Annotated in this window: 21 protein-coding genes and 3 tRNA genes; 13 read left to right on the top strand and 11 right to left on the bottom strand. The window is 66.8% G+C overall.

What is annotated here, in order from left to right:
• Positions 1–77: 77 nt before the first annotated feature.
• The 4 genes from ACWPN8_RS09230 to ACWPN8_RS09215 all read left to right on the top strand — a co-directional run bounded on the left by ACWPN8_RS09230 (position 78) and on the right by ACWPN8_RS09215 (position 4,216).
• Positions 78–521: a DUF192 domain-containing protein gene (locus tag ACWPN8_RS09230; RefSeq protein ID WP_247873133.1), complete on the top strand. Its 444-nt coding sequence runs from the start codon at positions 78–80 to the stop codon at positions 519–521.
• Positions 522–619: 98 nt separating this feature from the next.
• A complete protein-coding gene (locus ACWPN8_RS09225; RefSeq protein ID WP_492240587.1) occupies positions 620–2,254 on the top strand; it encodes an efflux RND transporter periplasmic adaptor subunit in 1,635 nt (544 codons plus the stop codon).
• Positions 2,255–2,273: 19 nt separating this feature from the next.
• Positions 2,274–2,987 (top strand): ABC transporter ATP-binding protein, encoded by a 714-nt coding sequence (locus ACWPN8_RS09220; protein ID WP_492240586.1) that lies wholly within the window; start codon positions 2,274–2,276, stop codon positions 2,985–2,987.
• The gene (locus ACWPN8_RS09215) at positions 2,984–4,216 is read left to right on the top strand and encodes an ABC transporter permease (protein ID WP_492240585.1); all 1,233 of its coding nucleotides are present in this window, start codon (positions 2,984–2,986) and stop codon (positions 4,214–4,216) included. Before ACWPN8_RS09220 ends, ACWPN8_RS09215 begins: the two co-directional genes overlap by 4 nt.
• Here the strand turns inward: ACWPN8_RS09215 and ACWPN8_RS09210 are convergent.
• Positions 4,185–4,589 (bottom strand): hypothetical protein, encoded by a 405-nt coding sequence (locus tag ACWPN8_RS09210; RefSeq protein WP_492240584.1) that lies wholly within the window; start codon positions 4,587–4,589, stop codon positions 4,185–4,187. The two genes, ACWPN8_RS09215 and ACWPN8_RS09210, sit on opposite strands and share 32 nt — an antisense overlap.
• A gap of 154 nt (positions 4,590–4,743) precedes the next feature.
• Between ACWPN8_RS09210 and ACWPN8_RS09205 the strand changes: the two genes are divergently transcribed.
• The 3 genes from ACWPN8_RS09205 to ACWPN8_RS09195 all read left to right on the top strand — a co-directional run bounded on the left by ACWPN8_RS09205 (position 4,744) and on the right by ACWPN8_RS09195 (position 5,334).
• Positions 4,744–4,821: transfer RNA gene (locus ACWPN8_RS09205), tRNA-Pro, on the top strand.
• Positions 4,822–4,896: 75 nt separating this feature from the next.
• Complete coding sequence (locus ACWPN8_RS09200) at positions 4,897–5,193, top strand: ETC complex I subunit (RefSeq protein ID WP_492240583.1); 297 nt, start codon at positions 4,897–4,899, stop codon at positions 5,191–5,193.
• A gap of 64 nt (positions 5,194–5,257) precedes the next feature.
• Positions 5,258–5,334: transfer RNA gene (locus ACWPN8_RS09195), tRNA-Arg, on the top strand.
• Between the two features lie 76 nt (positions 5,335–5,410).
• Here ACWPN8_RS09195 and ACWPN8_RS09190 read toward each other — a convergent pair.
• The 5 genes from ACWPN8_RS09190 to ACWPN8_RS09170 all read right to left on the bottom strand — a co-directional run bounded on the left by ACWPN8_RS09190 (position 5,411) and on the right by ACWPN8_RS09170 (position 12,414).
• Entirely contained in the window at positions 5,411–7,102 is a 1,692-nt protein-coding gene (locus ACWPN8_RS09190; RefSeq protein ID WP_492240582.1) for a methyl-accepting chemotaxis protein, read from the bottom strand.
• A 208-nt stretch (positions 7,103–7,310) separates the two neighbouring features.
• Positions 7,311–7,386, bottom strand: a tRNA-Lys gene (locus ACWPN8_RS09185).
• Between the two features lie 128 nt (positions 7,387–7,514).
• Entirely contained in the window at positions 7,515–8,093 is a 579-nt protein-coding gene (gene coaD, locus ACWPN8_RS09180) for a pantetheine-phosphate adenylyltransferase (RefSeq protein WP_109446331.1), read from the bottom strand.
• 23 nt (positions 8,094–8,116) lie between these two features.
• Positions 8,117–10,918: a DNA gyrase subunit A gene (gene gyrA, locus ACWPN8_RS09175; RefSeq protein ID WP_492240581.1), complete on the bottom strand. Its 2,802-nt coding sequence runs from the start codon at positions 10,916–10,918 to the stop codon at positions 8,117–8,119.
• 137 nt (positions 10,919–11,055) lie between these two features.
• Entirely contained in the window at positions 11,056–12,414 is a 1,359-nt protein-coding gene (locus tag ACWPN8_RS09170) for an MATE family efflux transporter (protein ID WP_492240580.1), read from the bottom strand.
• 304 nt (positions 12,415–12,718) lie between these two features.
• Here ACWPN8_RS09170 and ACWPN8_RS09165 point away from each other — a divergent pair, with 304 nt between their 5' ends.
• Both ACWPN8_RS09165 and ACWPN8_RS09160 read left to right on the top strand, forming a co-directional pair.
• Positions 12,719–12,904 carry an entericidin A/B family lipoprotein gene (locus tag ACWPN8_RS09165; RefSeq protein WP_098739779.1) on the top strand — a complete coding sequence of 62 codons (186 nt, stop codon included), beginning with the start codon at positions 12,719–12,721 and terminating at the stop codon, positions 12,902–12,904.
• A gap of 51 nt (positions 12,905–12,955) precedes the next feature.
• The gene (locus ACWPN8_RS09160) at positions 12,956–13,144 is read left to right on the top strand and encodes a hypothetical protein (protein WP_014247578.1); all 189 of its coding nucleotides are present in this window, start codon (positions 12,956–12,958) and stop codon (positions 13,142–13,144) included.
• Between the two features lie 71 nt (positions 13,145–13,215).
• On the opposite strand, the gene ACWPN8_RS09155 is transcribed toward ACWPN8_RS09160, so the two are convergent.
• Positions 13,216–15,201 carry a lytic transglycosylase domain-containing protein gene (locus tag ACWPN8_RS09155; RefSeq protein ID WP_492240579.1) on the bottom strand — a complete coding sequence of 662 codons (1,986 nt, stop codon included), beginning with the start codon at positions 15,199–15,201 and terminating at the stop codon, positions 13,216–13,218.
• A gap of 36 nt (positions 15,202–15,237) precedes the next feature.
• Here ACWPN8_RS09155 and dapA point away from each other — a divergent pair, with 36 nt between their 5' ends.
• The 3 genes from dapA to ACWPN8_RS09140 are packed head-to-tail and all read left to right on the top strand — an operon-like array spanning position 15,238 to position 17,644.
• A complete protein-coding gene (dapA, locus tag ACWPN8_RS09150) occupies positions 15,238–16,113 on the top strand; it encodes a 4-hydroxy-tetrahydrodipicolinate synthase (protein WP_174472517.1) in 876 nt (291 codons plus the stop codon).
• A gap of 30 nt (positions 16,114–16,143) precedes the next feature.
• Positions 16,144–16,617, top strand: coding sequence for an SsrA-binding protein SmpB (gene smpB / locus ACWPN8_RS09145; RefSeq protein WP_042704640.1), 474 nt, complete (start codon positions 16,144–16,146; stop codon positions 16,615–16,617).
• Between the two features lie 4 nt (positions 16,618–16,621).
• On the top strand, positions 16,622–17,644 hold the full coding sequence (locus tag ACWPN8_RS09140; protein WP_492240578.1) for a class I SAM-dependent methyltransferase: 1,023 nt from the start codon (positions 16,622–16,624) through the stop codon (positions 17,642–17,644).
• A 58-nt stretch (positions 17,645–17,702) separates the two neighbouring features.
• Here the strand turns inward: ACWPN8_RS09140 and ACWPN8_RS09135 are convergent, their stop codons facing one another.
• Positions 17,703–18,686 carry an aldo/keto reductase gene (locus ACWPN8_RS09135; RefSeq protein WP_492240577.1) on the bottom strand — a complete coding sequence of 328 codons (984 nt, stop codon included), beginning with the start codon at positions 18,684–18,686 and terminating at the stop codon, positions 17,703–17,705.
• Between the two features lie 95 nt (positions 18,687–18,781).
• Here ACWPN8_RS09135 and ACWPN8_RS09130 point away from each other — a divergent pair, with 95 nt between their 5' ends.
• Positions 18,782–19,432, top strand: a complete 651-nt coding sequence (locus ACWPN8_RS09130; protein WP_109446317.1) for a TetR/AcrR family transcriptional regulator — start codon at positions 18,782–18,784, stop codon at positions 19,430–19,432.
• Here ACWPN8_RS09130 and ACWPN8_RS09125 read toward each other — a convergent pair.
• The 3 genes from ACWPN8_RS09125 to hemB all read right to left on the bottom strand — a co-directional run bounded on the left by ACWPN8_RS09125 (position 19,404) and on the right by hemB (position 21,969).
• Positions 19,404–20,264 (bottom strand): helix-turn-helix transcriptional regulator, encoded by an 861-nt coding sequence (locus tag ACWPN8_RS09125; protein WP_492240576.1) that lies wholly within the window; start codon positions 20,262–20,264, stop codon positions 19,404–19,406. The two genes, ACWPN8_RS09130 and ACWPN8_RS09125, sit on opposite strands and share 29 nt — an antisense overlap.
• Before the next feature lie 52 nt (positions 20,265–20,316).
• Positions 20,317–20,874, bottom strand: coding sequence for a YbhB/YbcL family Raf kinase inhibitor-like protein (locus ACWPN8_RS09120; RefSeq protein ID WP_492240575.1), 558 nt, complete (start codon positions 20,872–20,874; stop codon positions 20,317–20,319).
• Positions 20,875–20,964: 90 nt separating this feature from the next.
• Positions 20,965–21,969: a porphobilinogen synthase gene (hemB, locus tag ACWPN8_RS09115; protein ID WP_492240574.1), complete on the bottom strand. Its 1,005-nt coding sequence runs from the start codon at positions 21,967–21,969 to the stop codon at positions 20,965–20,967.
• Positions 21,970–22,037 lie beyond the last annotated feature (68 nt).

Below are 22,037 nucleotides of genomic sequence, written 5' to 3'. Positions count from 1 at the left end.
ACTGGCGCCTCTCCCGCATCCACGGGTCGGGTCAGCCTTCGGGGACATGCATGATGGTCGGTCGGAGTTTTCGGGGTGTGATTGCCGCACTCCTGCTGCTGGTGGTCGCTTTTCCGGCCCTGGCATTGGAGAGCTTCCAGAAATCCAAGCTGACCGTCGAGACGGCCGGCGGCGGCAAGTTCCGCTTCGATATCGAGCTGGCGCTGACACCGGGCCAGCAGGCGCAGGGGCTGATGTTCCGCCAGTCGATGGCCGCCGATGCCGGCATGCTGTTCATATACGATCGGGTGCAGCCCGCCAGCTTCTGGATGAAGAACACCCTGATCCCGCTCGACATGCTGTTCATCGCCGCCGACGGCCGCATCGTGAACATCCATGAGCGGGCGGTGCCGGAATCGTTGGACTCCGTCAACTCCGACGGTCCGGTCAAGGCGATCCTGGAGCTGAACGGCGGCATGGCCTCGCGGCTCGGCATCCGTCCCGGCGACCGGGTGGTCTCGCCGGACATCGCCAAGCCTTGAGGCCAAAGCCCCGCCGTTGAAAGAGGGCTCGCAGCCCATGACTTTCGCGTAAACTCCCCCAGATTCATCGCGTGGGTGGCGCGGTGCGGAGGGGCGCAATGGGCAGGCGGGCGGCGATTTTTCTCGGACTGGCGCTCAGCGCCGCGGCCGGCCTGTCCGCCTATGTCGTGCTGGCGCGGGCCGAGCCCAGTCCCTCATATCGTCTGGCGCGGGTCGAGCAAGGCCCGCTGGTCAGTGCCATCACCGCCACCGGCACCATGAGCGCCCTGGTGACGGTGGAGGTCAGCTCCCAACTTTCCGGCCAGATCGCCGAGCTTTATGCCGATTTCAACAGCCGGGTCACCAGCGGGCAGATCCTTGCCCGGCTGAACGGCGACCAGCTTGCCGCGCGGCTGGCCCAGGCCGGTGCCGATGTCGATTCCGCCAAGGCCGCGCTGATCCAGCAGCAGGCCCTGCTCGACAAGGCACGGGCCGATCTTGCCAATGCGGAGGCCAGCATCGCCAATGCCGATGCGCAGATCGTCCGCGCCGACCTTGCCCAGCGCGATGCGGAGCGTGATCTGCGTCGGCGGCGTGACCTGCAGGGCCGTGGCGTGGTCGCCGCCGCCGATCTGGAAAAGGCGGAAACCGCAGCCCACAGCGCCCAGGCCCAGCTGATCGCCGCCCGCGCGCAGAAGCGGCAGGCGGAAGCGGCGGCGGCATCAGCCGAAGCATCGCTGGCGGTTGCCGCCGCCCAGGTGGATGTCGCCCGTGCCCAGGTGGCCCAGCGCGAGGCGGCCTTGCAGCTGGTCCGTGTCGATTTGAACCGCTCGGTCATCCGCTCGCCCATCGACGGCGTGGTGGTGAACCGGGCGGTCAGCACCGGCCAGACGGTGGCGGCCAGCCTGTCGGCGCCCACCCTGTTCACCATCGCCCAGGATCTGCGGCAGATGGAGGTGCTTGCCAACATCGACGAGGCGGACATCGGCCGGGTCCGCGAAGGCATGGCGGTGCGCTTCACCGTCAACGCCTTCCCCGGCGACAGCTTCACCGGCCGGGTGGCGCAGGTGCGGCTGGCGCCGAAGGAGGATCAGACCGTCGTCACCTACATCGTCGTCATCACGGTGGAGAATCCGGAGCTGCGCCTGCTGCCCGGCATGACCGCCAACCTGCGCATCACCGTGGACGAGCGGCCATCAGCGGTGAAACTGCCGAATGCCGCCCTGCGCTTTCGTCCGCCGGGCGTCGATTCTTCCGCCGAGGCGCCGGCACCGACCACCGGCGGCCTGAATGGCGGGCGCGGCGCCGCGGCGCTGGAGGCTTCCGCCAAACGGGTGACGGACGGGCTGAAGCTGGACGAGACCAAGCGGCGCGACATCGCCGCCCTGGTCGCCGAGGCCCGCGAGCGCTTCGCGGCGCTGGATGCGGACGGCGGCGATCCGGAACGCCGCAGGGTGGAGGCCAACGCCATCCGCACCGCGACGCTCGAGCGGATGGCCGGACTGCTCGACCCGGCGCAGCGCGACCGCTTCGAGTCGCTGGTCGATCCCGGCAGGGCAGCCGAAGCGACGCGGACCGTCTGGGTGCCCAGCCCCGGCAATGGGAGCCCTGTCGGGGTGCCGGTTCGGCTTGGCATCGGCGACGGCAGCTTCACCGAGGTGGTGTCCGGCGATCTGCGGGCGGGGCAGGAGGTCATCACCGGTATCCTCGCCGCCGACCGCGACACCCGCCGGGGACCGCGCCTTGGCTTCTGAACCGGCCGAGCCTGAGGCCGTGCCTCTGATCGCGGTCGAGCGCCTGACCCGCCATTACCGCATGGGGCCGCAGATCGTCCATGCGCTGGACGATGTCTCCGTCGTCATCCAGCGTGGCGAGTTCGTTGCGGTGATGGGGCCGTCGGGGTCCGGCAAATCCACCTTCATGAACCTGCTGGGCTGCCTGGATCGTCCGGATTCGGGCACCTACCGGCTGGATCGTCAGGAGGTGGCGGGCCAAGAGGGCGCCGGACTATCTTCCGACGCGCTGGCGGCGGTGCGGAACCGCAGCATCGGCTTCGTCTTCCAATCCTTCAACCTGCTGCCGCGCCAGACGGCGCTCGACAACGTCATGCTGCCGATGGTCTACGCCGGCGTCGGCCACGCCCAGCGGGTCGAGCGGGCGCTCGCCGCCCTGGAGGCGGTCGGGCTGCGCGAGCGGGCAAGGCACCGGCCGACCCAGCTCTCCGGCGGGCAGCAGCAGCGTGTCGCCATCGCCCGCGCGCTGGTCAACGACCCTCTGCTGCTGCTGGCCGACGAGCCGACAGGCGCGCTCGACACTTCCACCAGCCTGGAGATCATCGGCCTGTTCCAGCGTCTGAACCGGCGCGGCATCACAATCGTGCTGGTGACGCATGAGCCGGAGGTGGCGCGCTTCGCGTCCCGAGTCCTGCATTTCCGTGACGGCCGGCTGATCGGCGACCTGAACCAGACGCCGGAGGTCGCGGCATGACCGCCTGGGATGCCTTGCGTGCAGCACTCGATTCGCTGCGGGCCAATCCATTGCGCAGCGCGCTGACCATGCTGGGCATCGTCATCGGCGTGGCCGCCGTGATCGCCATGGTCGCGGTGGGGGCCGGTGCGCGCGATCAGGTGCTGCGCCAGATCGCCAGCCTGGGCACCAACCTGATCATGGTGGGGCAGGGCAGCATCGCCCGCGGCGGGGTCAAGCTGGGGGCCGGCACCGCCTCTTCCCTGACGGAGGACGATGCGCTGGCGGTGCTGGCGGATATCCCCGGGGTGGTGGTGACGGCGCCGTCGGTGCGCTGGGGATTGCAGATCGTCGCCGGCAACCAGAATTGGGGTACCGTGCTGTTCGGCATCACGCCCGACTATATGGATGCCCGCGACTGGAGTGTCGCGGCGGGGCGCGGCCTGTCGGACGAGGATGTGGCGCAGGCCAACAAGGTGGTGGTACTGGGCCAGACGGTGGTGCGCACCCTGTTCGGCGGCGGCGACCCCATCGGGGAGCCGGTGCGGGTCTTTTCCACCCCGCTGACCGTCGTCGGCGTGCTGGCGGAGAAAGGGCAGAACACGCAAGGCCAGGACCAGGACGATGTCATCTTCGTGCCGCTGTCCACCGCCAAGCGCAACATTCCGGGCATGGCGAAAAGCAACCCGCGCTTCATCCACACCATGGTGGTGAAGATGCGCGACGGCACCGACATGGCCGGGGCCCAAGCGCAGATCCGAGACCTGCTGCGCCAGCGTCACCGGCTGGTTGCCGGTCAGGACGACGATTTCTGGATGCGCGACCTGTCGGAGGTGTCGGCGACCCGCGATGCCTCGTCACGCGCCCTGTCCTTCCTGCTGGCCGCCGTGGCGGCGGTCTCGCTGCTGGTCGGCGGTATCGGCATCATGAACATCATGCTGGTGTCGGTGACCGAGCGCACGCGGGAGATCGGGCTGCGGCTTGCCATCGGGGCGCGGCGGCGCGACATCCTGGTGCAGTTCCTGATCGAATTGACCACCCTGTCGCTGATCGGCGCCGCAGTCGGCGTGGCGCTCGGCATCGGCACCGCCATGGGCGTCGCGACTCTGGCCGGATGGCCGACGCTGATCCAGATCGACTCCGTCATCCTGGCGGTGGTGGTCAGCGGCATCGTCGGCGTGTTCTTCGGCCTGTACCCCGCCCGACGGGCTGCCCGCCTCAACCCGATCGAGGCGTTGCGGCACGAATAGCCGCGAGGTCGGCCTCAACTTCGCCCTTCAATATGACCAGCGGCACCGTGCTGCGTGCCAGCCACAACGCCAGCCGGCCGACCCAGCCCACCTCCCGCGGAACCGCCAGCAGCGCCGGTTGCCGCTCCGCCACCATGCGCGCCAGGGCGAGCGGGGATGTGGCGGCATGGCGCTTGGCAAGGTCGATCTGCCCGACGGCGGGGTCCAGTTCCGCGCGGAGCGGTCCGCCGCCCATCGGCGCCACCACATCCACCGCCGCACCCATTCGCAGCAGTTCGTGGGCGAGGTCGATGGCGGAGCGGCGGTGCGGCCGGTCGGCAAGGTCCGGCACGAACAGGATGATGGCGAGCGGTGCGAGGGTGAGTGACGGCAACGAAACGGATCCGGAACGGTGTTGACGACAGGCTGTTGAGCGACCGAATGCCGCACTGAACGACCAACAAGGCAGGCGGGATGGAAAAGACCGCGAAAGCAGTGCCCGTCCGCTTGCCGTGGGCGTGGCGTTCGTGTATCTCACAACGCGGCGACGGGGCGTAGCGCAGTCTGGTCAGCGCGCCAGTTTTGGGTACTGGAGGCCCCCGGTTCGAATCCGGGCGCCCCGACCATCGCCAGAGGACAAATCCGCGTCCAAGCCATGGTGCCAGGACGCAACGGCAGGCATTTGGGGAGACGAGCGAGCCATGAACGTCCGGATCTATCAGCCGAGCAAGACGGCCATGCAATCCGGCCGGGCCAAGACTCACCGTTGGATGCTGGATTACGAGATCGAGACGCCGCGCCGTCCGGAGCCGCTGATGGGCTGGACCAGCTCGGGCGATACGCTGAACCAGGTGCGCTTGTCCTTCGAGACGAAGGAAGAGGCCATTGCGTTCGCGAAGCGTGAGGGCTGGAGCTATACCGTCCAGGAGGCTGCTGTCCGCCGCGTCCGTCCGCGCAATTACGCCGACAACTTCCGCACCGACCGTCCGCGCTTCTGATCGACAGCGCGAAGTCGGCGTCGGTTCGAGTTGCCACTGGCAAGCGGCTGGAAAACCGGGATAAGGCCCCATAGCTCAGTTGGATAGAGCAGCCGCCTTCTAAGCGGCAGGTCGCTGGTTCGAATCCAGCTGGGGTCGCCATCTCGGCAGTCTGTTGCAGAACAAGAAAAGCCCCGCTCAAGCGGGGCTTTTTTGATTGGGGTTGCGAGGCCGGCGGTCAGGCGGCCTTGATGTCTCCCAGGAAGGATTCGACATCCCGGCGCATCAGTTCTGCCTGCCGGGACAACTCGCCGGCAGCGGTCAGCACCTGACCGGCGGCGTTGCCGGCCTCGCCTGCCGCCTGCGTCACCTGAACGATGCTTCCAGTCACTTCCTGCGTCCCGGCTGCGGCCTGCTGGACGTTGCGGGAGATTTCGTTGGTGGCGGCACTCTGCTCCTCGATGGCGGCAGCGATGGCGGTGGTGATGTCGTTGATGCTGCCGATGGTGCCGCCGATGCCGGTGATCGCCGTCACGACCCCCTGCGTCGTCTGCTGGATGGCGCCGATCTGGCTGGCGATCTCCTCCGTCGCCTTGGCGGTCTGGCCGGCAAGGCTCTTCACCTCGCTTGCGACCACCGCAAAGCCCTTGCCGGCCTCTCCCGCCCGTGCCGCTTCAATGGTGGCGTTCAGAGCGAGCAGGTTGGTCTGACTTGCGATGTCGGTGATCAGGCCGACGACCTCGCCGATCTTCTGCGCTGCTTCTGCGAGGCTGCGGACCGCGTCACTTGTTTGGGAGGCCTCGTTCACCGCCTTGCCGGCGATGTCGGCGGAGCGGGCGATCTGGGTGCCGATCTCGCGGATCGAACTGGCCATCTCCTCGGTGGCGGTGGCGACGGTCTGGACATTGGCGCTGGTCTGTTCAGCGGCCGACGCCACGACGGTGGCCTGGGTGCTGGTCTGCTGCGCCATCGCCGACATGCTGTGCGCGGTGGCGTCCAGTTCGGAAGCGGCCGCTGCCACGGTGCGCAAAGCGGTGGTCGACGAATTCTCAAAGCCGGTGAGCAATTGCTCGATGGCTTGGGCGCGGCGTGTCTTGGCCTGCTGTTCGGCGGCTTCGACGGCAGCGAGGCGGTCGGCCTCGATCATGTTGTCCTTGAACACCTGGACCGCGCGGGCCATGGAGCCCAACTCGTCCTGGCGGGCCGTTCCGGGGATCTCGGTGGTCATCTCCCGGTTCGCCAACCGGCCCATGGTGCCGGTCAGCGTGTGGAGCGGCTTCACGACCGCGGTGAGGATCAGCAGGGCAGCACCGACGCCGGTCATAGCCGCCACGAGGATTGCAGCGATGATCCAGTTGCGGGAGACGTCGTAAATCTTGGCGCCGTTGTCCGCAGCCTTCACTCCCTCGACCCGGTTGAAGTTCACCAGCTCTTCCAGAATCGCCACGGCAGTGCGGAATTCCTGCCGCGACTCACCGATAAACAGTCCGGAGATCGCAACCGTGTCGTTCTTGCGCGCAAGAGGGCGCAACCTGTCCCGACTGATGGTGAAATACCGATTGAACGAATCGACAAGCTTTCGATAGGTCTCGGTTTCCCAGCCCGGTGTCAGCATGCTCTCATACACTGAGCGCTTTTGTTCGATCAATCGGATGACTTTTTCCAGGCTTTCCTCTTCCTTGCGGATCTCGGACTCGTCCTGTACCGCAATCAAGGCGCCTTCACCGGTCCGGTAGGAATAGAAGGTCGAATAGAGATCGGAGACGGCGACGACCGAAGGCAACCAATTGTCGCGTATCTCCGCCGCTTCGTCATTCACCGATGACATGCGGTTGATCGCAAACAGACCAAGCAGCGCAGTGCCGATCAAGAGCACCAAGAAGGCCGCAATCACCTTCGTCCGGACAGATGCGTTCACCAACCGATCCATGGCTGAACCCTTTAATCTCTAATCATTGTGAGTCTTAATAGAATCACAAGGAGATTAAATTGGGGCTTACCCTTATCGATTTCCTTTCATGGCCTATGAAGGGAAACGCTGGAAGGGGGATCGAATTTTTCCGATGCGCGGCTCAAAATGCCACGTTTATGTGGCTTGAGAGAAATCGGTGATCGCGCATGATGAAAATTTCAAGGGGTGGTGATCCGGGTGGGATTCGAACCCACGGCCACATGATTAAAAGTCACGTGCTCTACCAACTGAGCTACCGGATCATCCAGCGCGGCGGTGGGAAACTGGCCCCCGCCGGAAGTGGGCGCACCATAGAAAGACGCGCCTGAAAGGTCAACCACGGGCTTGATGGAAAATGCAGGATTTTGCATCAAGCCCGTGGTCGTAAGGTTCAGGTCTGGCTGGTCGTCGGAACCGTGCCGTTGCCGGCCTCCAGAGCGAAGCGTTCGGCCAGCCGTTCGGCGACACGGGCAGATACGAAGTGGCGGATGTCGCCGCCCAGGCGCCCGATCTCCTTGACGAAGCGCGAGGAGATGAACTGGTGCTTCTCCGACGACATCAGGAAGATCGTCTCGACCTTCGGGTTCAGCCGGGCATTCATGCCCGCCATCTGGAATTCATATTCGAAGTCCGAGACGGCGCGCAGGCCGCGGATGATGACGCGGGCGTTCATCTCGATGGCGAAATGCATCAGCAGATTGTCGAACGCCCGCACCTCGATGCTGGCCCCGCCGGCATTCAGCGCGGCCACATCCTCGCGAACCATGGCGACCCGCTCGTCCGTGGAATAGAGCGGCCCTTTGCCGGCATTCCGGGCGACGCCGATGATCAGGTGGTCGACCTGTCGGGCGGCGCGCTGAATGATGTCCATGTGACCGTTGGTGATCGGATCGAAGGTGCCCGGATAGACACCGATTCGATGACCCTTGCTGATCTCGGCCTTGCTGGTCTCGGTCTGGCTGGTCGCCATGGGTTCCCCTTTAGGCCCGTCCGTTATTCGTTCGGCCCGGAAGCGTCGCCAGCATCGCCGACCGACCCGACCGAACCGTTGGCGTCACCGCCGTCCTCGACCCCAGTCTCCCCGACGCCGTTCTCACCCACGCCATTCTCGCCTTCTTCCTCGGCGATGGTGGCGACGGACACCACACGCTCGTCCGCCCCCACGCGGAACAGCGTGACGCCCAGCGTCTTGCGGCCTGCCACCCGCACATCGTGCAGCGGCATGCGGATCACTTGGCCGCCGTTGGTGACCATCATCACCTGATGGTTCGATTCGACGGGGAAGGCGGCGACGATGGAGCCGTTACGCTCGCCCATCTCCATGTTCCAGATGCCCTGGCCCCCGCGTCCGGCGGTGCGATACTCGTAGGACGAGCTGCGCTTGCCATAGCCGCGGTCGGAGACGGTGAGAATATACTGTTCCTTTTGTTTCAAATCCTCGTACCGCTCCTGCGACAGGGTGACGCTGTCGGTCGGCACCTCATCGGCTTCCGGAGCGGCCTCGCCCTCCATCTCCAGCCCTTCGTCGCGCTTCATCTTGAAAAAGGCGGCGCGTTCCTCGGGCGTGGCGTCGACATGGGCCAGGATCGACAGCGACACCACCTCGTCCCCGTCGGCCAGCTTGATGCCGCGCACGCCGGTGGAGGTGCGGCCGGCGAAGACGCGCACGTCGTCGACCGGGAATCGGATGCACTTGCCGCCGCGGGTCGCCAGCAGGATGTCGTCGGTTTCCGAACAGGTGTGGACACCGATCAGCCGCTCGCCCTCTTCCTCCAGCTTCATGGCGATCAGGCCGTTGGAGCGGATGTTGGCGAAGTCGGACATACGGTTGCGGCGCACGTTGCCCTTCGACGTGGCGAAGACGACGTGCAGGTCGGACCAGGCGGCCTCGTCCTCCGGCAACGGCAGGACGGTGGTGATGGTCTCGCCGTCGATCAGTGGCAGCAGGTTGACGAAGGCCTTGCCGCGCGCCTGCGGGTTGCCCAGCGGCAGCCGGTAGACCTTCAGCTTGTAGACCATGCCGCGGTTCGAGAAGAGCAGCAGCGGCGTGTGGGTGTTGGCGACGAACAGGTCGCTGACCGCATCTTCCGCCTTCATCGACATGCCGGAACGGCCCTTGCCGCCGCGCTTCTGCGCCCGATAGGTCGACAGCGGTACCCGCTTCACATAGCCGGACTGGCTGACGGTGACGACCATGTCCTCGCGCTGGATCAGGTCCTCGATGTCGGCCTCGAATTCCAGATCCTGGATTTCGGTGCGGCGCGGGGTGCCGAACCGCTCCTTCATCTCGACCAGTTCGTCGCGCAGGATCCCCATCAGCTTCGGCCGGTTGGCGAGCGTGGCGAGGAAATCGGCGATCTGGTCGGTGACGTCGGTCAGCTCGGCGCCGATCTTGTCGCGCTCCAGCCCGGTCAGGCGGTGCAGGCGCAGGTCGAGAATGGCGCGGGCCTGGACTTCCGACAGCCGGTAGGTGCCCTGTTCGCTGACGCCGCGGCCCGGTTCGTCGATCAGTTCGATCAGCGGGCCGACGTCATGGACCGGCCACTCGCGGTTCATCATCTCCTCGCGCGCCCAGACCGGGTCGGGGGCGCTGCGGATCAGCTCGATCATCGCATCCAGGTTGGCGACGGCAACCGCCAGACCGACCAAGGTGTGCGCCCGCTCGCGGGCCTTGCCCAGCAGGAACTCCGTCCGGCGGGTGATGACCTGCTCACGGAAGCGGACGAAGGCGGTGATGATCTGCAACAGATGCATCAGCTCCGGACGTCCGCCGTTCAGCGCCAGCATGTTGACGCCGAAGGAGGTCTGGAGCTGGGTGTGGCGGAACAGCTGCGCCAGCACGACGTCTGGTACCGCGTCGCGCTTCAGCTCGACCACCACGCGGACGCCGTCGCGGTCGGATTCGTCGCGCAGGTCGGCGATGCCCTCGATGATCTTTTCGTTCACGACCTCGCCGATGCGCTCCATCAGCTTGGCCTTGTTGACCTGATAGGGGATCTCGGTCGCGACGATGGCGGTGCGGTCCTTGCGCACCTCCTCGAAATGGGTCTTGGCGCGCAGGATGATCGAGCCGCGCCCGGTCTGCAGCGCCGCCCGGCTGCCCGAGCGGCCGAGGATCAGGCCGCCCGTCGGGAAGTCGGGGCCGGGCACATGCTCCATCAGCTCTTCGAGCGTGACGTCGGGATTGTCGATGTAGGCGCAGCAGGCGTCGATCACCTCACCCAGATTGTGGGTCGGGATGTTGGTCGCCATGCCGACGGCGATGCCGCCGGCGCCGTTCACCAGCAGGTTCGGGAAGCGGGCCGGGACGACGGTGGGCTCACGGCCCGAATCGTCGTAGCTGGCCTGGAAGTCGATGGTGTCCTTGTCGATGTCGTCCAGCAGGGCTTCCGCCGCCTTGGCCAGACGCGCCTCGGTGTAGCGCATCGCCGCCGGCGGATCGCCGTCCATCGAACCGAAATTGCCCTGGCCGTCGATCAGCGGCAGGCGCATCGAGAAGTCCTGCGCCATGCGGACCATGGCGTCGTAGATCGCGCTGTCGCCGTGCGGATGGTATTTACCCATCACGTCGCCGACGATGCGCGCCGACTTCTTATAGGGCTTGGTCGAGTCGTACCCGCCCTCCTTCATCGCGTAGAGGATGCGCCGGTGCACCGGCTTCAGCCCGTCGCGGACGTCGGGCAGGGCACGGCTCACGATCACGCTCATCGCGTAGTCGAGATACGATTTCCGCATCTCGTCTTCGATGTTGATCGGCGCGATGTCGGAGGCGGGAGGAAGGGGCGTATTGCTCAAGCAGGACACTCATTCTTCGTATGCGCCGCCGCTTGACGAATCCGCGGCAGTCACTGGCCTTGCGGGCCGAAGGTTTTGCCCAGGAAATATAGCAACTCTCGCAATTGCACACAACGATTCGGGGCTGAAAAGCCGGCTCAGCCCCGGCTCAGATACGCGAATCGGAGCGAGAGGATGGTGACCGATACCAGACTGGCGATCAGGATTCCCTCGAACAGCCCGTGGGCACCGTGGCCGAGACCGAAGACCAGGAAGGCCGACACCGGAATCATCACCACCGCGTAGGAGAAGAAGTGCAGCGCCGTCGGGATCCAGGCGTCGTGCCGGCCGCGCAGCGCGTTCGCCATCACCGTCTGCCCACCGTCGGCGATCAGGATCCAGGCGGTGAAGGAGATCAGCGGCACCACCGCTTCCAGCAACTGCGGATCGTTGGAGTAGATGGCCCCCAGCGCGTCGGGCACGCTGCGATAGAGAATGCCGACGCAGGCCAGGATGGCGCTGGTGACGCCGAGGCCGGTCCAGCCGGCCAGCGCCATGTCGCTGCGGTCGCCGCGGCCATAGGCGACGCCGACCCGCACCGCGGTGGCCGAGGCAAGTCCGACCGCCGCCATGAAGGGCAGGGCGGTCAGGTTCAGCCCGACCGTGTAGGCACCGAGCGCCAGCGGGGAGATCATGCCGGCGAACAGGCCGAGCCCACCGAAAGCCCCGCTCTCCACCCCGATGCTGAGCCCGGCGGCATAGCCGAGGTGACGCTGGCGCGCGGCTCCGCTCCACCAGTCGGCGACTGGCCGGCGGACCTGCCAGCGGTCATGGTCGCGCATCCACCAGACATAGGCGACGAGCCCCAGCCCCATGGCCCAGCGCACGATGGTGGTCGCCCAGGCGGAGCCGACCGCGCCCAGCGGCTCCAGCCCGACATGGCCCCACACCAGCACCCAGGCCAGTGCCGCATTGACGATGTTGCCGATCACCATGGCGACCATGCCCGGCCATGGGCGTTTGATGCCCTCCAGGAAGAATCCGGTGGTGATGTAGAGCATCATGCCCGGCGCGCCAAGGCCCAGAACCGCCAACACATGGGCGCCGCCGGCGGACATCTCCGCGGTCTGGCCGCCGGCCTGGAAGAGCGGAACACCCAGCAGCGAGACCAGGGCGAACAGCACTCCCAGCAGCAGTGCATAGGGGACCGACCGCCGCCATGCCCGCCCACAGTCTGCATCGCTGCCGGCGCCGAAGGCGTGGGCGGTGATCATCACGGTGCCCATCAGCAGCCCGACCCCGGTGCCGACCATGATGTTGCCGGGCAGGTGGGCCAGCCCGTAATAGGCCAGTTCCTGGGCGGAGAAACGGCCGACGATGGCGGTGTCGACCGCCATCATCACCATCAGTCCGGCTCGGGAAACGATGACCGGCGCCGCCAGCCGCAGCAGTTCGCCGATGTGGGCGGCAAGGCGCGCGCGCAACGGCTCCGGGGCGGGCAGGGTGGCGGTGCTCATGACGAAACCTGTGGTGGAAGATGGTGGTGTCGCGGCCTGAGCCATGCCGCCGGACCGTAAGGCTTGACCGGAAAGCGGGCAGACTGCGCAAAAGCTGGTCATCTTGCCCGGTGGGCGTACCGCGTCAAGGTTTTCGGTCGCCTCGAAAGGACGGTTGCATTCACTGCATGGCGGCGAGGTGGGGTGCGGAACCAAGCCGCTGTCATTGCGTTGTCAGAAACAGAGACCAACGACGCCCCGGCCATCGCCCAATCGCAATCGCTCATCCCCTTCTCCCAGCCCCATCCCAGACCGGAGAGACACCATGCAGCACGCCAAGAACCGCCGGCAGCGCGCCACCGCCCGCGCCATCCCGTTCCCCGCGCGCGAGATGGTGATCCTGACTTTCCTTATGGCTCTGGCAGCCATGCTGACCGGCTGCAACACGGTCGAGGGCGCTGGGCAGGACGTCCAGGCCGGAGGCCGGGCGATTGAACGGACCGTCGACTGACGCGTTATCCCAGGGCCACCCCCTGGACCACCCTCGCGAAGGAGTTCCCGTATGAGCGAACCGCAGAAGCCGTCCACCCCCGGCGAGATTCCGCCGCCGTCCAACCCGAACCCGCCGCAGCCCGACCGTCCGACGACGCCCGATCCCTATCCGGTGCCCGACAACCCCGGCATCCTGCCGGAAGTCCCTCCGCCGGCCGACGAGCCGATGCCGGGCATGCCGAACCCGACGACGGCGTGACGGTGTCGCTGTAATGTAAAAGGTCCGGGGGAGGGGGCTTGTCGCCGCTCCCCTCCCCGAACGAAACCTGCCTACCGCCGCAAATCCTTGTCCAGGTTCGGCTCGGCCCGGTCGCCGTTCAGGCGGGCACGATAGACCTGCACGGCCTCCAGCACGCGCTGGACATAGTTGCGGGTTTCGGAGATCGGAATCAGTTCGATCCAATCGACCACGTCGATGGTCTCCGTGCGGGGATCGCCATAGGTCTGCAGCCACTGGCGCACCCGGTTCGGACCGGCGTTGTAGCCGGCGATGGCCAGCACCCACGATCCGTTGAAGCGGTCGATCAGCTCGGCCAGATAGGCCGACCCCAGCGTGACGTTGTAGCCAGGGTCGGAGGTCAGCCGCGCGTTGGTGTGCTTCAGCCCCAGCTTCCCCGCCACCAGCTGCGCCGTCGTCGGCATCAGCTGCATCAACCCGCGCGCACCGGCGGACGAGACGATGGTGGGGTTGAAGGTGCTTTCCTGCCGGATGATGCCGTGGATCAGTGCCAGTTCCGGTGCGGCCGGACGGGCATCGATCATCGGATAGCCGGCCTCGACCAGGAACACCTCGTTCTGGGCAGCGTCCTTGGCGGCGGCAACGGCCAGATCGCGCCGGCCGACGTCGCTGGCCAGCCGGGCGGTGAGCACGTAATCGGCAGGCGTCTTGGCGTCTAGGCTCAGTCGGCGGACGAACCCGGTCACCTGATCGGAGGCGTTGCCGCCGATCTCCGCCAGCAGGCGGGCAACGCGCACCACCTCGCGCCTGTTGAAGGCGGCCGTCTCGGCGCTCGACACGGTCGGTGGCGTCGGCAGGGTTACGGCACCCCCGGAGACATGGCGGAAGGCCAACTGGCCGTAGAAGGTGGTGGGGTAGGTCGCCGCCTTGGCGTACCAGTCGCGTGCCGGCCCGGTCTGGCCCAGCGCCTCCGCGGCACGGCCGCACCAGTAGGCGCCGCGCGCCTTGCTGATCGGCGCGGTGACGGAGCGGTACAGCTTGTGGAAGTGGGTGAACGCTTCCGACGGCTTGTCGAGGAAGCGGAGCGCCAGGAAGCCCGACAGGAACTCCGCATCGGCGAAGGAACTGCCCTCGCTCATCCCGTTGGCGCTGACCAGCCGGTAGGCGAGGTTGTAGTCGCCGCGCTCCATGGCCCGGCGGGCCAGCAGATGCCGTTCCGACCACCAGGATTGCGGACGGCCCATGTCGGTGCCGGCCTGGGCGATGATTTCCAGCGCGCCGGCATCATCGCCCTTGCGCCGCAAATAGCGGGCACGGTCAAACATCAGGCCCGGGTCGTTGAGCAGGCTGGGCGGCACGCGCGACAGGATCGCCTCGGCGCCCGCACTGTCGCCGTCCAGCGCGATGCGCGCCTCGATCAGCGCGTCATAGGCTTCGTCGAAGAAGGGCAGCATCCGGCGGACCGGAGCCTCCTGCTTGGCCCAGAGCAGCCGGTCGATGCGCGCCTTATGGTCCTGCTGGCGCAGATAAGGCGTGTAATGGGAGAGGAAGGTGGCCTCCTCGTCCGCCGTGAAGGTGGCGTCGGCCCACTGCTTGCGGATCAGGGTGGTCGCACGCTCCACGCTGCCGGTCGCGATCAGCGCGTCGGCATAGCGGACGAAGCCGTCGTTGGTCTGCGGCGGGCTCTGGCGAAACCACTCCACCACGTCGGCCGGCGGGATGTCGGGCATCGCCATTTCCGCCTGACGGCGCAGCGCCGCCATGTTCGGCCAGTCCGGGTTCTCGCGGATGAAGGCGGCGATGTCGGTGAAGCTGCCGCCGCCCGGGTTGGCGAGCGCGATCCAGCGCAGAACCTTCGCCGGTAACGGGTCTTGCGCGCTCGACGCCGAGGCTAGCGCTTCCGAAAGACGCTCGTCATTCGCGAGCCTGAAGGCCTCGCGGTAGATCGCGATGTCCTGCGGGCTCAGCGCCGCGGCGGGAAGGGCGCCGGGAAGCGCCGCGAAAAGGGTGAGGAGACCCGCGAAAACAGAGGTTCGGGCGCTCTTGCCGAGGGCGGCGGGGAGGGATAATGTGCGCAACTCTTTTTTCCAGCTAAGCCGACTGAGGAGGCAGCCATGTTCCACGGTTCCATCGTCGCCCTTCTGACTCCGTTCAAGGGCGGGAAAGTGGACGAGAAGGCCTTCCAGTCCTTCGTGGAGTGGCAGGTCGCGCAGGGCACGCACGGTCTTGTGCCCTGCGGCACCACCGGCGAGTCGCCGACCCTGTCCCATGAAGAACACAACCGCGTCGTGGAGCTGTGCATCGAGGCGGCCGGCGGCAAGGTTCCGGTGATGGCCGGAACCGGTTCCAACTCGACCGACGAAGCCATCGCCCTGACCCGCCATGCCAAGCAGGCTGGCGCGCAGGCGGCGCTCGTGGTCACGCCCTACTACAACAAGCCGTCTCAAGAGGGTCTGTACCAGCATTTCAAGGCGATCCATGACGCGGCGGATTTGCCGATCTTCATTTACAACATTCCGGGCCGCAGTGTCGTGGATATGTCTGTGGCGACGATGGCGCGGCTTGCAAAGCTGCCCAACATCGTCGGTGTGAAGGACGCGACCGCCGATCTGTCCCGCCCGTCCCGCCTGCTGCAGGAGGTCGGTCCCGACTTCATCCAGCTGTCGGGCGAAGATGCCACGGCTCTGGCCTTCAACGCGCAGGGTGGGGTGGGGTGCATCTCCGTCACCGCGAACATCGCGCCCGCGCTGTGCTCCGCCATGCAGACCGCCTGGGCCAAGGGCGACCTGAAGGAGGCCTTCCGCCTGCGCGACGTGCTGTCGCCGGTCCACGATTCGATGTTCGTCGAGACCAGCCCGGCGCCGGTCAAGTTCGCCGCCAGCCTGCTCGGCCTCGGCAGCGACGAGGTGCGCCTGCCGCTGGTTCCGGCGACCGAGACCGCCCGTACCGCCGTGCGTGGAGCCATGACCAAAGCCGGCCTGTTGTCCTGAGTGACGGAACAGGCCGTATAGGAGAGAGATTTGGCGACGCGCGAGGAAGCAAAAAAATATGCGGCGCAGAACCGCCGCGCGCGGTTCGACTTCTTCATCGATGATGTCCTCGAAGCCGGGATCATGTTGACCGGGTCGGAGGTGAAGTCGTTGCGCGGCGGCCGCGCCAGTGTGAACGAGGCCTATGCCGGTCTGAAGGGCGGGGAGCTGTACCTGTTCAACGCGTACATCCCCGAATATCTCCAGGCCGGCCGCATCGATCAGCACGAGCCGAAGCGGCCGCGCAAGCTGCTGGTCCGTCGCCGCGAGCTGGACAAGCTCGCGGCCGGGATCAAGCAGAAGGGCGTCACGCTGGTGCCGATGTCGGTCTATTTCAACGACCGCGGCTATGCCAAGGTCGAGATCGGCCTCGCCACCGGCAAGAAGAAACATGACAAGCGCGAGAGCGAGAAGGAACGCAGTTGGCAGCGCGACAAGGCGCGGCTGATGCGCGACAAGGGTTGATACGGTGGCACGCCTCGACAATCGGGCCACGGACCGCGACTCCACCGTCGCCGCCGTGGCCGCCGAAGCCCTGTCCGAAATCCGGCCGCAGGGCCGGATTCTCGTCGCCTTCGACAGTGACGGCGCCATCGCCGACGCACTCCGTGATGGCGGTGCGGACGTGGTGGTGTGGAACCGTCTCGCCACAGGCGGGCAGGCTGCCACGCCCTGGCCGGCGGAGGGGCCGTTCAACGGCGCCGTTCTGCGCCTGCCGCGCGGCTGGGCCGGATTCGAGATGGCGCTTCATGCGCTCGCCTCTCGCCTTGCCCCCGGTGCCCCGCTGTGGATCGCCGGCGGCAACGACGAAGGCGTGACCAGTGCCGCGAAGCATCTGGACGGGCTGGCGGAAGAGCCGGAAACGCTGATCATCAAGCGGCGCGCCCGGCTGCTGCTGACCCGGCGCACCGATGCACCGGCCAAAGGGGCCCTGGAGGATTGGCGGCAGACCGTCACCCTCACTCTGCCCGACCGGACGCTGGAGCTGGTGTCCTATCCGGGCCTGTTCGCCCACGGCCATCTGGATGCCGGCACCGAATGCCTGCTGAAGGTGCTGCCGGAGGTGGCGGCCGGCACCCGCGTGCTGGATTTCGGCTGCGGCGCCGGGGTGATCGCACGGGCCGTGCGTGAGCAGCAGCCTGACGCGCCGCTGACCCTGCTGGACATCGACGCGGTGGCCCTGCACGCCGCCCGTCAGAATGTGCCGGACGCCGAACTGGTGCTGAGCGACGGCTTGGCCGGGCTGGGCGCCCGCGAACGTTTCGGCCTGATCCTGTCCAACCCGCCGCTCCACCGCGGCAAGGACGAGGATTTCGGCATGCTCGACGCGCTGGTGGCGGGGACGAAGCAGTATCTGAAGCTGCGCGGCACCCTGGTGGCGGTGACACAACGGACTGCCGGCGTCGGCAAGCTGTTCAAGGCGGCGTTCGGCCACAGCGACATGTTGATGGAGACCACACAGTTCCAAGTGTGGTCGGGAACGCCGAAGTAGGACATGTGGACATGGGAGGCGGCAGACGATGCCTCCTCCCATCTTCCGTCATCGCGTCCTACACATTCACGCCGCGCATCCCTTCAGCTGTATAGCGGTCCCCTGCCGCCACTCCCGGAGGCAGCGCATCGCTCAGCGCCTTGACCTCCGCAACGGTCAGCGTCACCGCTGCGGCGCCGACATTTTCCTCCAGATATTTGATCCGCTTGGTGCCTGGAATCGGCAAAATGTCTGGCCCCTGGGCCAGCAGCCATGCCAGCGCCACTTGTCCCGGGGTGCAGCCCTTCTGTGCCGCCAGTGCCTTCACCTGCTCGACCAGCGCCAGATTGCGGTCGAAATTGTCTCCAGCAAAGCGTGGTGCCACGCGGCGGAAATCGTTCTCGGCAAACTGGTCGGGACTGCTGACCGCACCGGTTAACATGCCGCGGCCGAGCGGTGCGTAGGCGACCAGCGAGACGCCCAACTCGCGGCAGGTCGGCAGCACCCCAGCCTCCACATCGCGGGTCCACAGCGAATATTCGCTCTGCACCGCGGCAATGGGATGGACGGCGTGTGCGCGGCGCAGGGTGGCCGCGGACACCTCCGACAGGCCGAGCGCGCGGACCTTGCCCGCCTTGACCAGATCGGCCATGGCGCCGACCGTCTCTTCCACCGGAATGTCCGGGTTGATGCGGTGCGCATAATAGAGGTCGATGGTCTCCACCCCCAGCCGCTTCAGCGAAGCATCGCAGGCCTGGGCCACATAAGCCGCGCTGGTATCGACCCGGCGGGCATACTCGCCGGGCTGGCGGACGATGCCGAACTTGGTGGCGAGCGTCACCCGGTCGCGCTTGCCGGCCAGGAAACGGGCGAGCAGCGTTTCATTGTGTCCACTGCCATACATGTCGGCGGTGTCGTAGTGGGTGACGCCAAGCTCCAATGCCCGGTCCAGCGTGGTGAGCGACTGGGCATCGTCGGTCGGGCCATAAAACTCCGACATGCCCATGCAACCGAGGCCGATTTCGGAAACCGAGAGAATGCCACCGATGTTGCGCTGTTTCATCGCTTTACCCCTCCCGTGCCGCGGCCGGGCGGATTACCCTGGAAGCCTGCGGCAACAACTACACTACACTGTGCAGTGTACTTTGAGGGTGGGGAATGTCAACGTCTCAGGCGGGGGGGGCCGCGCGCGGTTCGGTCAAACGGGATGCGGTGGTGGAAGCGGCGACACGCGCTTTCCTCACACATGGCTACGAGGCTTCGTCGATGGACGCCATCGCCGCTGACGCCAATGTGTCGAAACGTACCGTTTACAACCACTTTCCCGGCAAGCGGGAGCTGTTCCAGGCCGTTGTATCGGAACTCTACGAGGGGTTCCGCAGCGAGGACGGACAAAGCCTGCTGCGCCACGACCAACCGCCGGAGAAGGCATTGCCGGCTTTCCTGCGCTCCTTGCTGGTGCATACCGGCCGGCCGGAGGTGCGTGGCCTCCTGCGCCTGGTGATCGCCGAGCACCAGCGCTTTCCCGAGCTGTCGCAGGACTATCTGGAGGGCGGCAAGAGCCAGGCCTATGCACTGCTCGACGACTATATCGCCGCCCAGCATGCCCGCGGCCGATTGAACGCGCCGGATCCGCATGTGGTGGCGACCCAGTTGCTGGGCGGCATGAAGGAGGTTCTGTTCTGGCCGACCATGCTGGGCCTGCCGGTCACCGCCGACCCGGAGACGGTGATCGCCGATTCGGTCGCAGCCCTGATCCGCGCCTACGGTGCTGCGCCGATCAGCGTCCCCGCAGGTTCGACGGATTGACGCCCATCGCTTCCCTAATGCGGCGGGCGAAGTGGGAGCGGTTGGCATAACCGCAGGCCTCCGCCGCTTCCTGCACGCTCAGTCCCTCGCTTTGCAGCAGGTCGCGGGCATGGGCAACCCGTTCTTCCGTCAGGATGCTGCGGACCGAACACCCCTCATCGCTCAAGCGGCGGCGCAGCGTGCCGGTGCTGAGGTTGAGCGCCCCGGCCACACGCTCCGCGGTCCAGGGAATGTCAGGCTGGGTCCGCAGCAACTGGCGCACCGCGTCGGTGGTCCCGGTCGGCGCCACCGGTCCCAGCCACCAGACACCATCCTCCAGCAAGGCCAGCAACACCTCCATGCAGCGATGCTCCGCCAGCTTGGGCGAGAGTGGCGGGTCGGCGGTGAGACCGGCGGCGGCATGGTGGATGGCGTCGGTCAGGGATGGCGTCAGGATGACATGCCAATCGCCGGGCCGGCTGCGCTGCGTCAGCCCGTCCGTGCCATGGGCACGCAGAAGGCGCCGGACCATCTCCGCCGGGAACTCCAGCACCAGCGCACGGTAACGTCCGCCGTAGCTGGGATCGTTCACCACCGCCCCGGACCAGCCCGGCGGCAGCAGCATGGCGCTGCCGGCCGGGAAGCGGTGGGTTGCGCCGGATTGGTCGGTCAGTTCCTTGGTGCCTTCCAGCACCGCGATCAGGGCGGTGCGCTCGATTTGCACCTCGGCCAGACGCTCACGGTCGTGGGCGATGAAGGCCCACAGTTCCGGCTGGTGTGGCCGATCGCCGCCGCCGGGACGGAGATCGCGGGCGGCGAAGCGGGACAGGCGGGCGAGCAGATCGGGACCCATGGCATTCATCCTTCGGCCTCGGCCGAGTTCTAGGGCCGGTCGGCTTGGGCGATCAACGGCCGTAACGGGCCGTCAGCGTCGCCTTGCCCAAACTGGCGGCGTTCAGGTTGAAGCCGACCATGGCGCCCGATGCGTCGGCGGGCAGGGGCAGGCTGTCGACCTTCAGCGCATGGACGGTGACGACATAGCGGTGCGGCTTGTCGCCCTGCGGCGGGCAGGGACCACCGTAGCCGGAGATGCCGAAGTCGGTGCGGCTCTGCATGGCACCGGCGGGCAGGTTCGGCTTGGCAGCATCGCCGGCACCGGCCGGTAGGCCACGGCTGTCGGGCGGCAGATTGAACACCAGCCAATGCCACCAGCCACTGCCGGTCGGCGCATCCGGATCGTAGATGGTGACGGCCAGGCTGCGCGTGCCGGCCGGCGGCGCCGTCCAGCTCAAGGCCGGCGACTGGTTGCCGCCGGTACAGCCGAATCCGGCGAAGACATTGCGCTCGGGGATCAGCGACTTGTCGGTGAAGTCGGGGCTGTGCAGGTCGAATGCCGCGGCGGGCGATGCGGCCAGCAGCAGGGCGGCCAGCAGAGCCATGCGGGCGGGAAATTTGGCGGTCATCGGGCATCTCCGTCGTTCGGGATGCCCTGACGATAAAGGGCCGCGGATCACTCCGCGGCCCCGAACGGCTCAAAGACGATCCCGACCTGCTCAGCCCTGCTTGAGCAGCCTCGCCGCATCCACCGCGCCATAGGTGAGGATGGCATCGCATCCGGCGCGCTTGAAACCCATCAGCGTTTCCAGCAGAGCCTTGTCGTAGTTCAGCCAGCCGTTGCCCGACGCGGCGCGCAGCATCGCGTATTCGCCCGACACGTGGTAGGCGAAGGTCGGAACCGCGAACTGGTCCTTCACACGCCGGATGACGTCGAGATAAGGCAGGCCCGGCTTCACCATCACCATGTCCGCACCCTCCTGCAGGTCGCAGGCGACCTCGCGCAGGGCCTCGTCGGTGTTGGCGGGGTCCATCTGGTAGGTGGTCTTGTCGCCCTTCAGGAAGCCGCCGGAATTCACCGCGTCGCGGAACGGGCCATAGAAGGCGGAGGCATATTTGGCGGCGTAGGAGCAGACGCGGGTCAGCTGATACCCCTCCGCATCCAGCGTGTCGCGGATGGCGCCGATGCGGCCGTCCATCATGTCGGACGGGGCGACGATGTCGACACCGGCCTCGGCCTGCGACAGGGCCTGACGGATCAGAACCTCGACCGTTTCGTCATTCTGGATGTAACCGTTCCGCAGGAGGCCGTCATGCCCATGCGTCGTGTAGGGGTCCAGCGCCACGTCGCCCAGGATGCCGACATCGGGGGCGGCGGCCTTCACCGCGCGGATGGCGCGGTTCATCAGATTCTTGGGATTGTAGGCTTCCGCCGCATCCTCCGACTTGCCCTCCGAACCGACGACCGGAAACAGCGCAATGCAGGGAATGCCCAGCGCACCGGCTTCCACCACTGCCTCGCACAGCAGGTCGATGGTCAGGCGCTCCACGCCGGGCATTGAGGCGACCGGCTCCCGCCGGTTCTCGCCTTCGATCACGAAGACCGGCCAGATCAGGTCGTCGGCGGTCAGCGTGTTCTCGGCGACCAGACGGCGGGTCCAGGCATCGGCGCGGTTGCGGCGCAGTCGGGTGCGCGGGAAGGCGGCGGGCAGGGTGATCGGCATCGGGAGAACCACGCACTTAGAACGAGTGCGGCGATCCTACGCCTTCCCTCATAGTGAACTCAAGCCGC

The organism is Azospirillum sp. UENF 112521 (assembly GCF_058780665.1).
Note: the sequence above shows the minus strand (reverse complement) of the source record. Positions and strands in the feature narration are given on the sequence as shown.

Excerpts from the sequence above, each read along its gene's own strand:
- ACWPN8_RS09225 (WP_492240587.1), top strand. The coding sequence starts at position 620 with ATGGGCAGGCGGGCGGCGATTTTTCTCGGACTGGCGCTCAGCGCCGCG.
- ACWPN8_RS09215 (WP_492240585.1), top strand. The coding sequence starts at position 2,984 with ATGACCGCCTGGGATGCCTTGCGTGCAGCACTCGATTCGCTGCGGGCC.
- ACWPN8_RS09200 (WP_492240583.1), top strand. The coding sequence starts at position 4,897 with ATGAACGTCCGGATCTATCAGCCGAGCAAGACGGCCATGCAATCCGGC.
- ACWPN8_RS09190 (WP_492240582.1), bottom strand. The coding sequence starts at position 7,102 with ATGGATCGGTTGGTGAACGCATCTGTCCGGACGAAGGTGATTGCGGCC.
- coaD (WP_109446331.1), bottom strand. The coding sequence starts at position 8,093 with ATGGCGACCAGCCAGACCGAGACCAGCAAGGCCGAGATCAGCAAGGGT.
- ACWPN8_RS09170 (WP_492240580.1), bottom strand. The coding sequence starts at position 12,414 with ATGAGCACCGCCACCCTGCCCGCCCCGGAGCCGTTGCGCGCGCGCCTT.
- ACWPN8_RS09165 (WP_098739779.1), top strand. The coding sequence starts at position 12,719 with ATGCAGCACGCCAAGAACCGCCGGCAGCGCGCCACCGCCCGCGCCATC.
- ACWPN8_RS09160 (WP_014247578.1), top strand. The coding sequence starts at position 12,956 with ATGAGCGAACCGCAGAAGCCGTCCACCCCCGGCGAGATTCCGCCGCCG.
- dapA (WP_174472517.1), top strand. The coding sequence starts at position 15,238 with ATGTTCCACGGTTCCATCGTCGCCCTTCTGACTCCGTTCAAGGGCGGG.
- ACWPN8_RS09135 (WP_492240577.1), bottom strand. The coding sequence starts at position 18,686 with ATGAAACAGCGCAACATCGGTGGCATTCTCTCGGTTTCCGAAATCGGC.
- ACWPN8_RS09130 (WP_109446317.1), top strand. The coding sequence starts at position 18,782 with ATGTCAACGTCTCAGGCGGGGGGGGCCGCGCGCGGTTCGGTCAAACGG.
- ACWPN8_RS09125 (WP_492240576.1), bottom strand. The coding sequence starts at position 20,264 with ATGGGTCCCGATCTGCTCGCCCGCCTGTCCCGCTTCGCCGCCCGCGAT.
- ACWPN8_RS09120 (WP_492240575.1), bottom strand. The coding sequence starts at position 20,874 with ATGACCGCCAAATTTCCCGCCCGCATGGCTCTGCTGGCCGCCCTGCTG.
- hemB (WP_492240574.1), bottom strand. The coding sequence starts at position 21,969 with ATGCCGATCACCCTGCCCGCCGCCTTCCCGCGCACCCGACTGCGCCGC.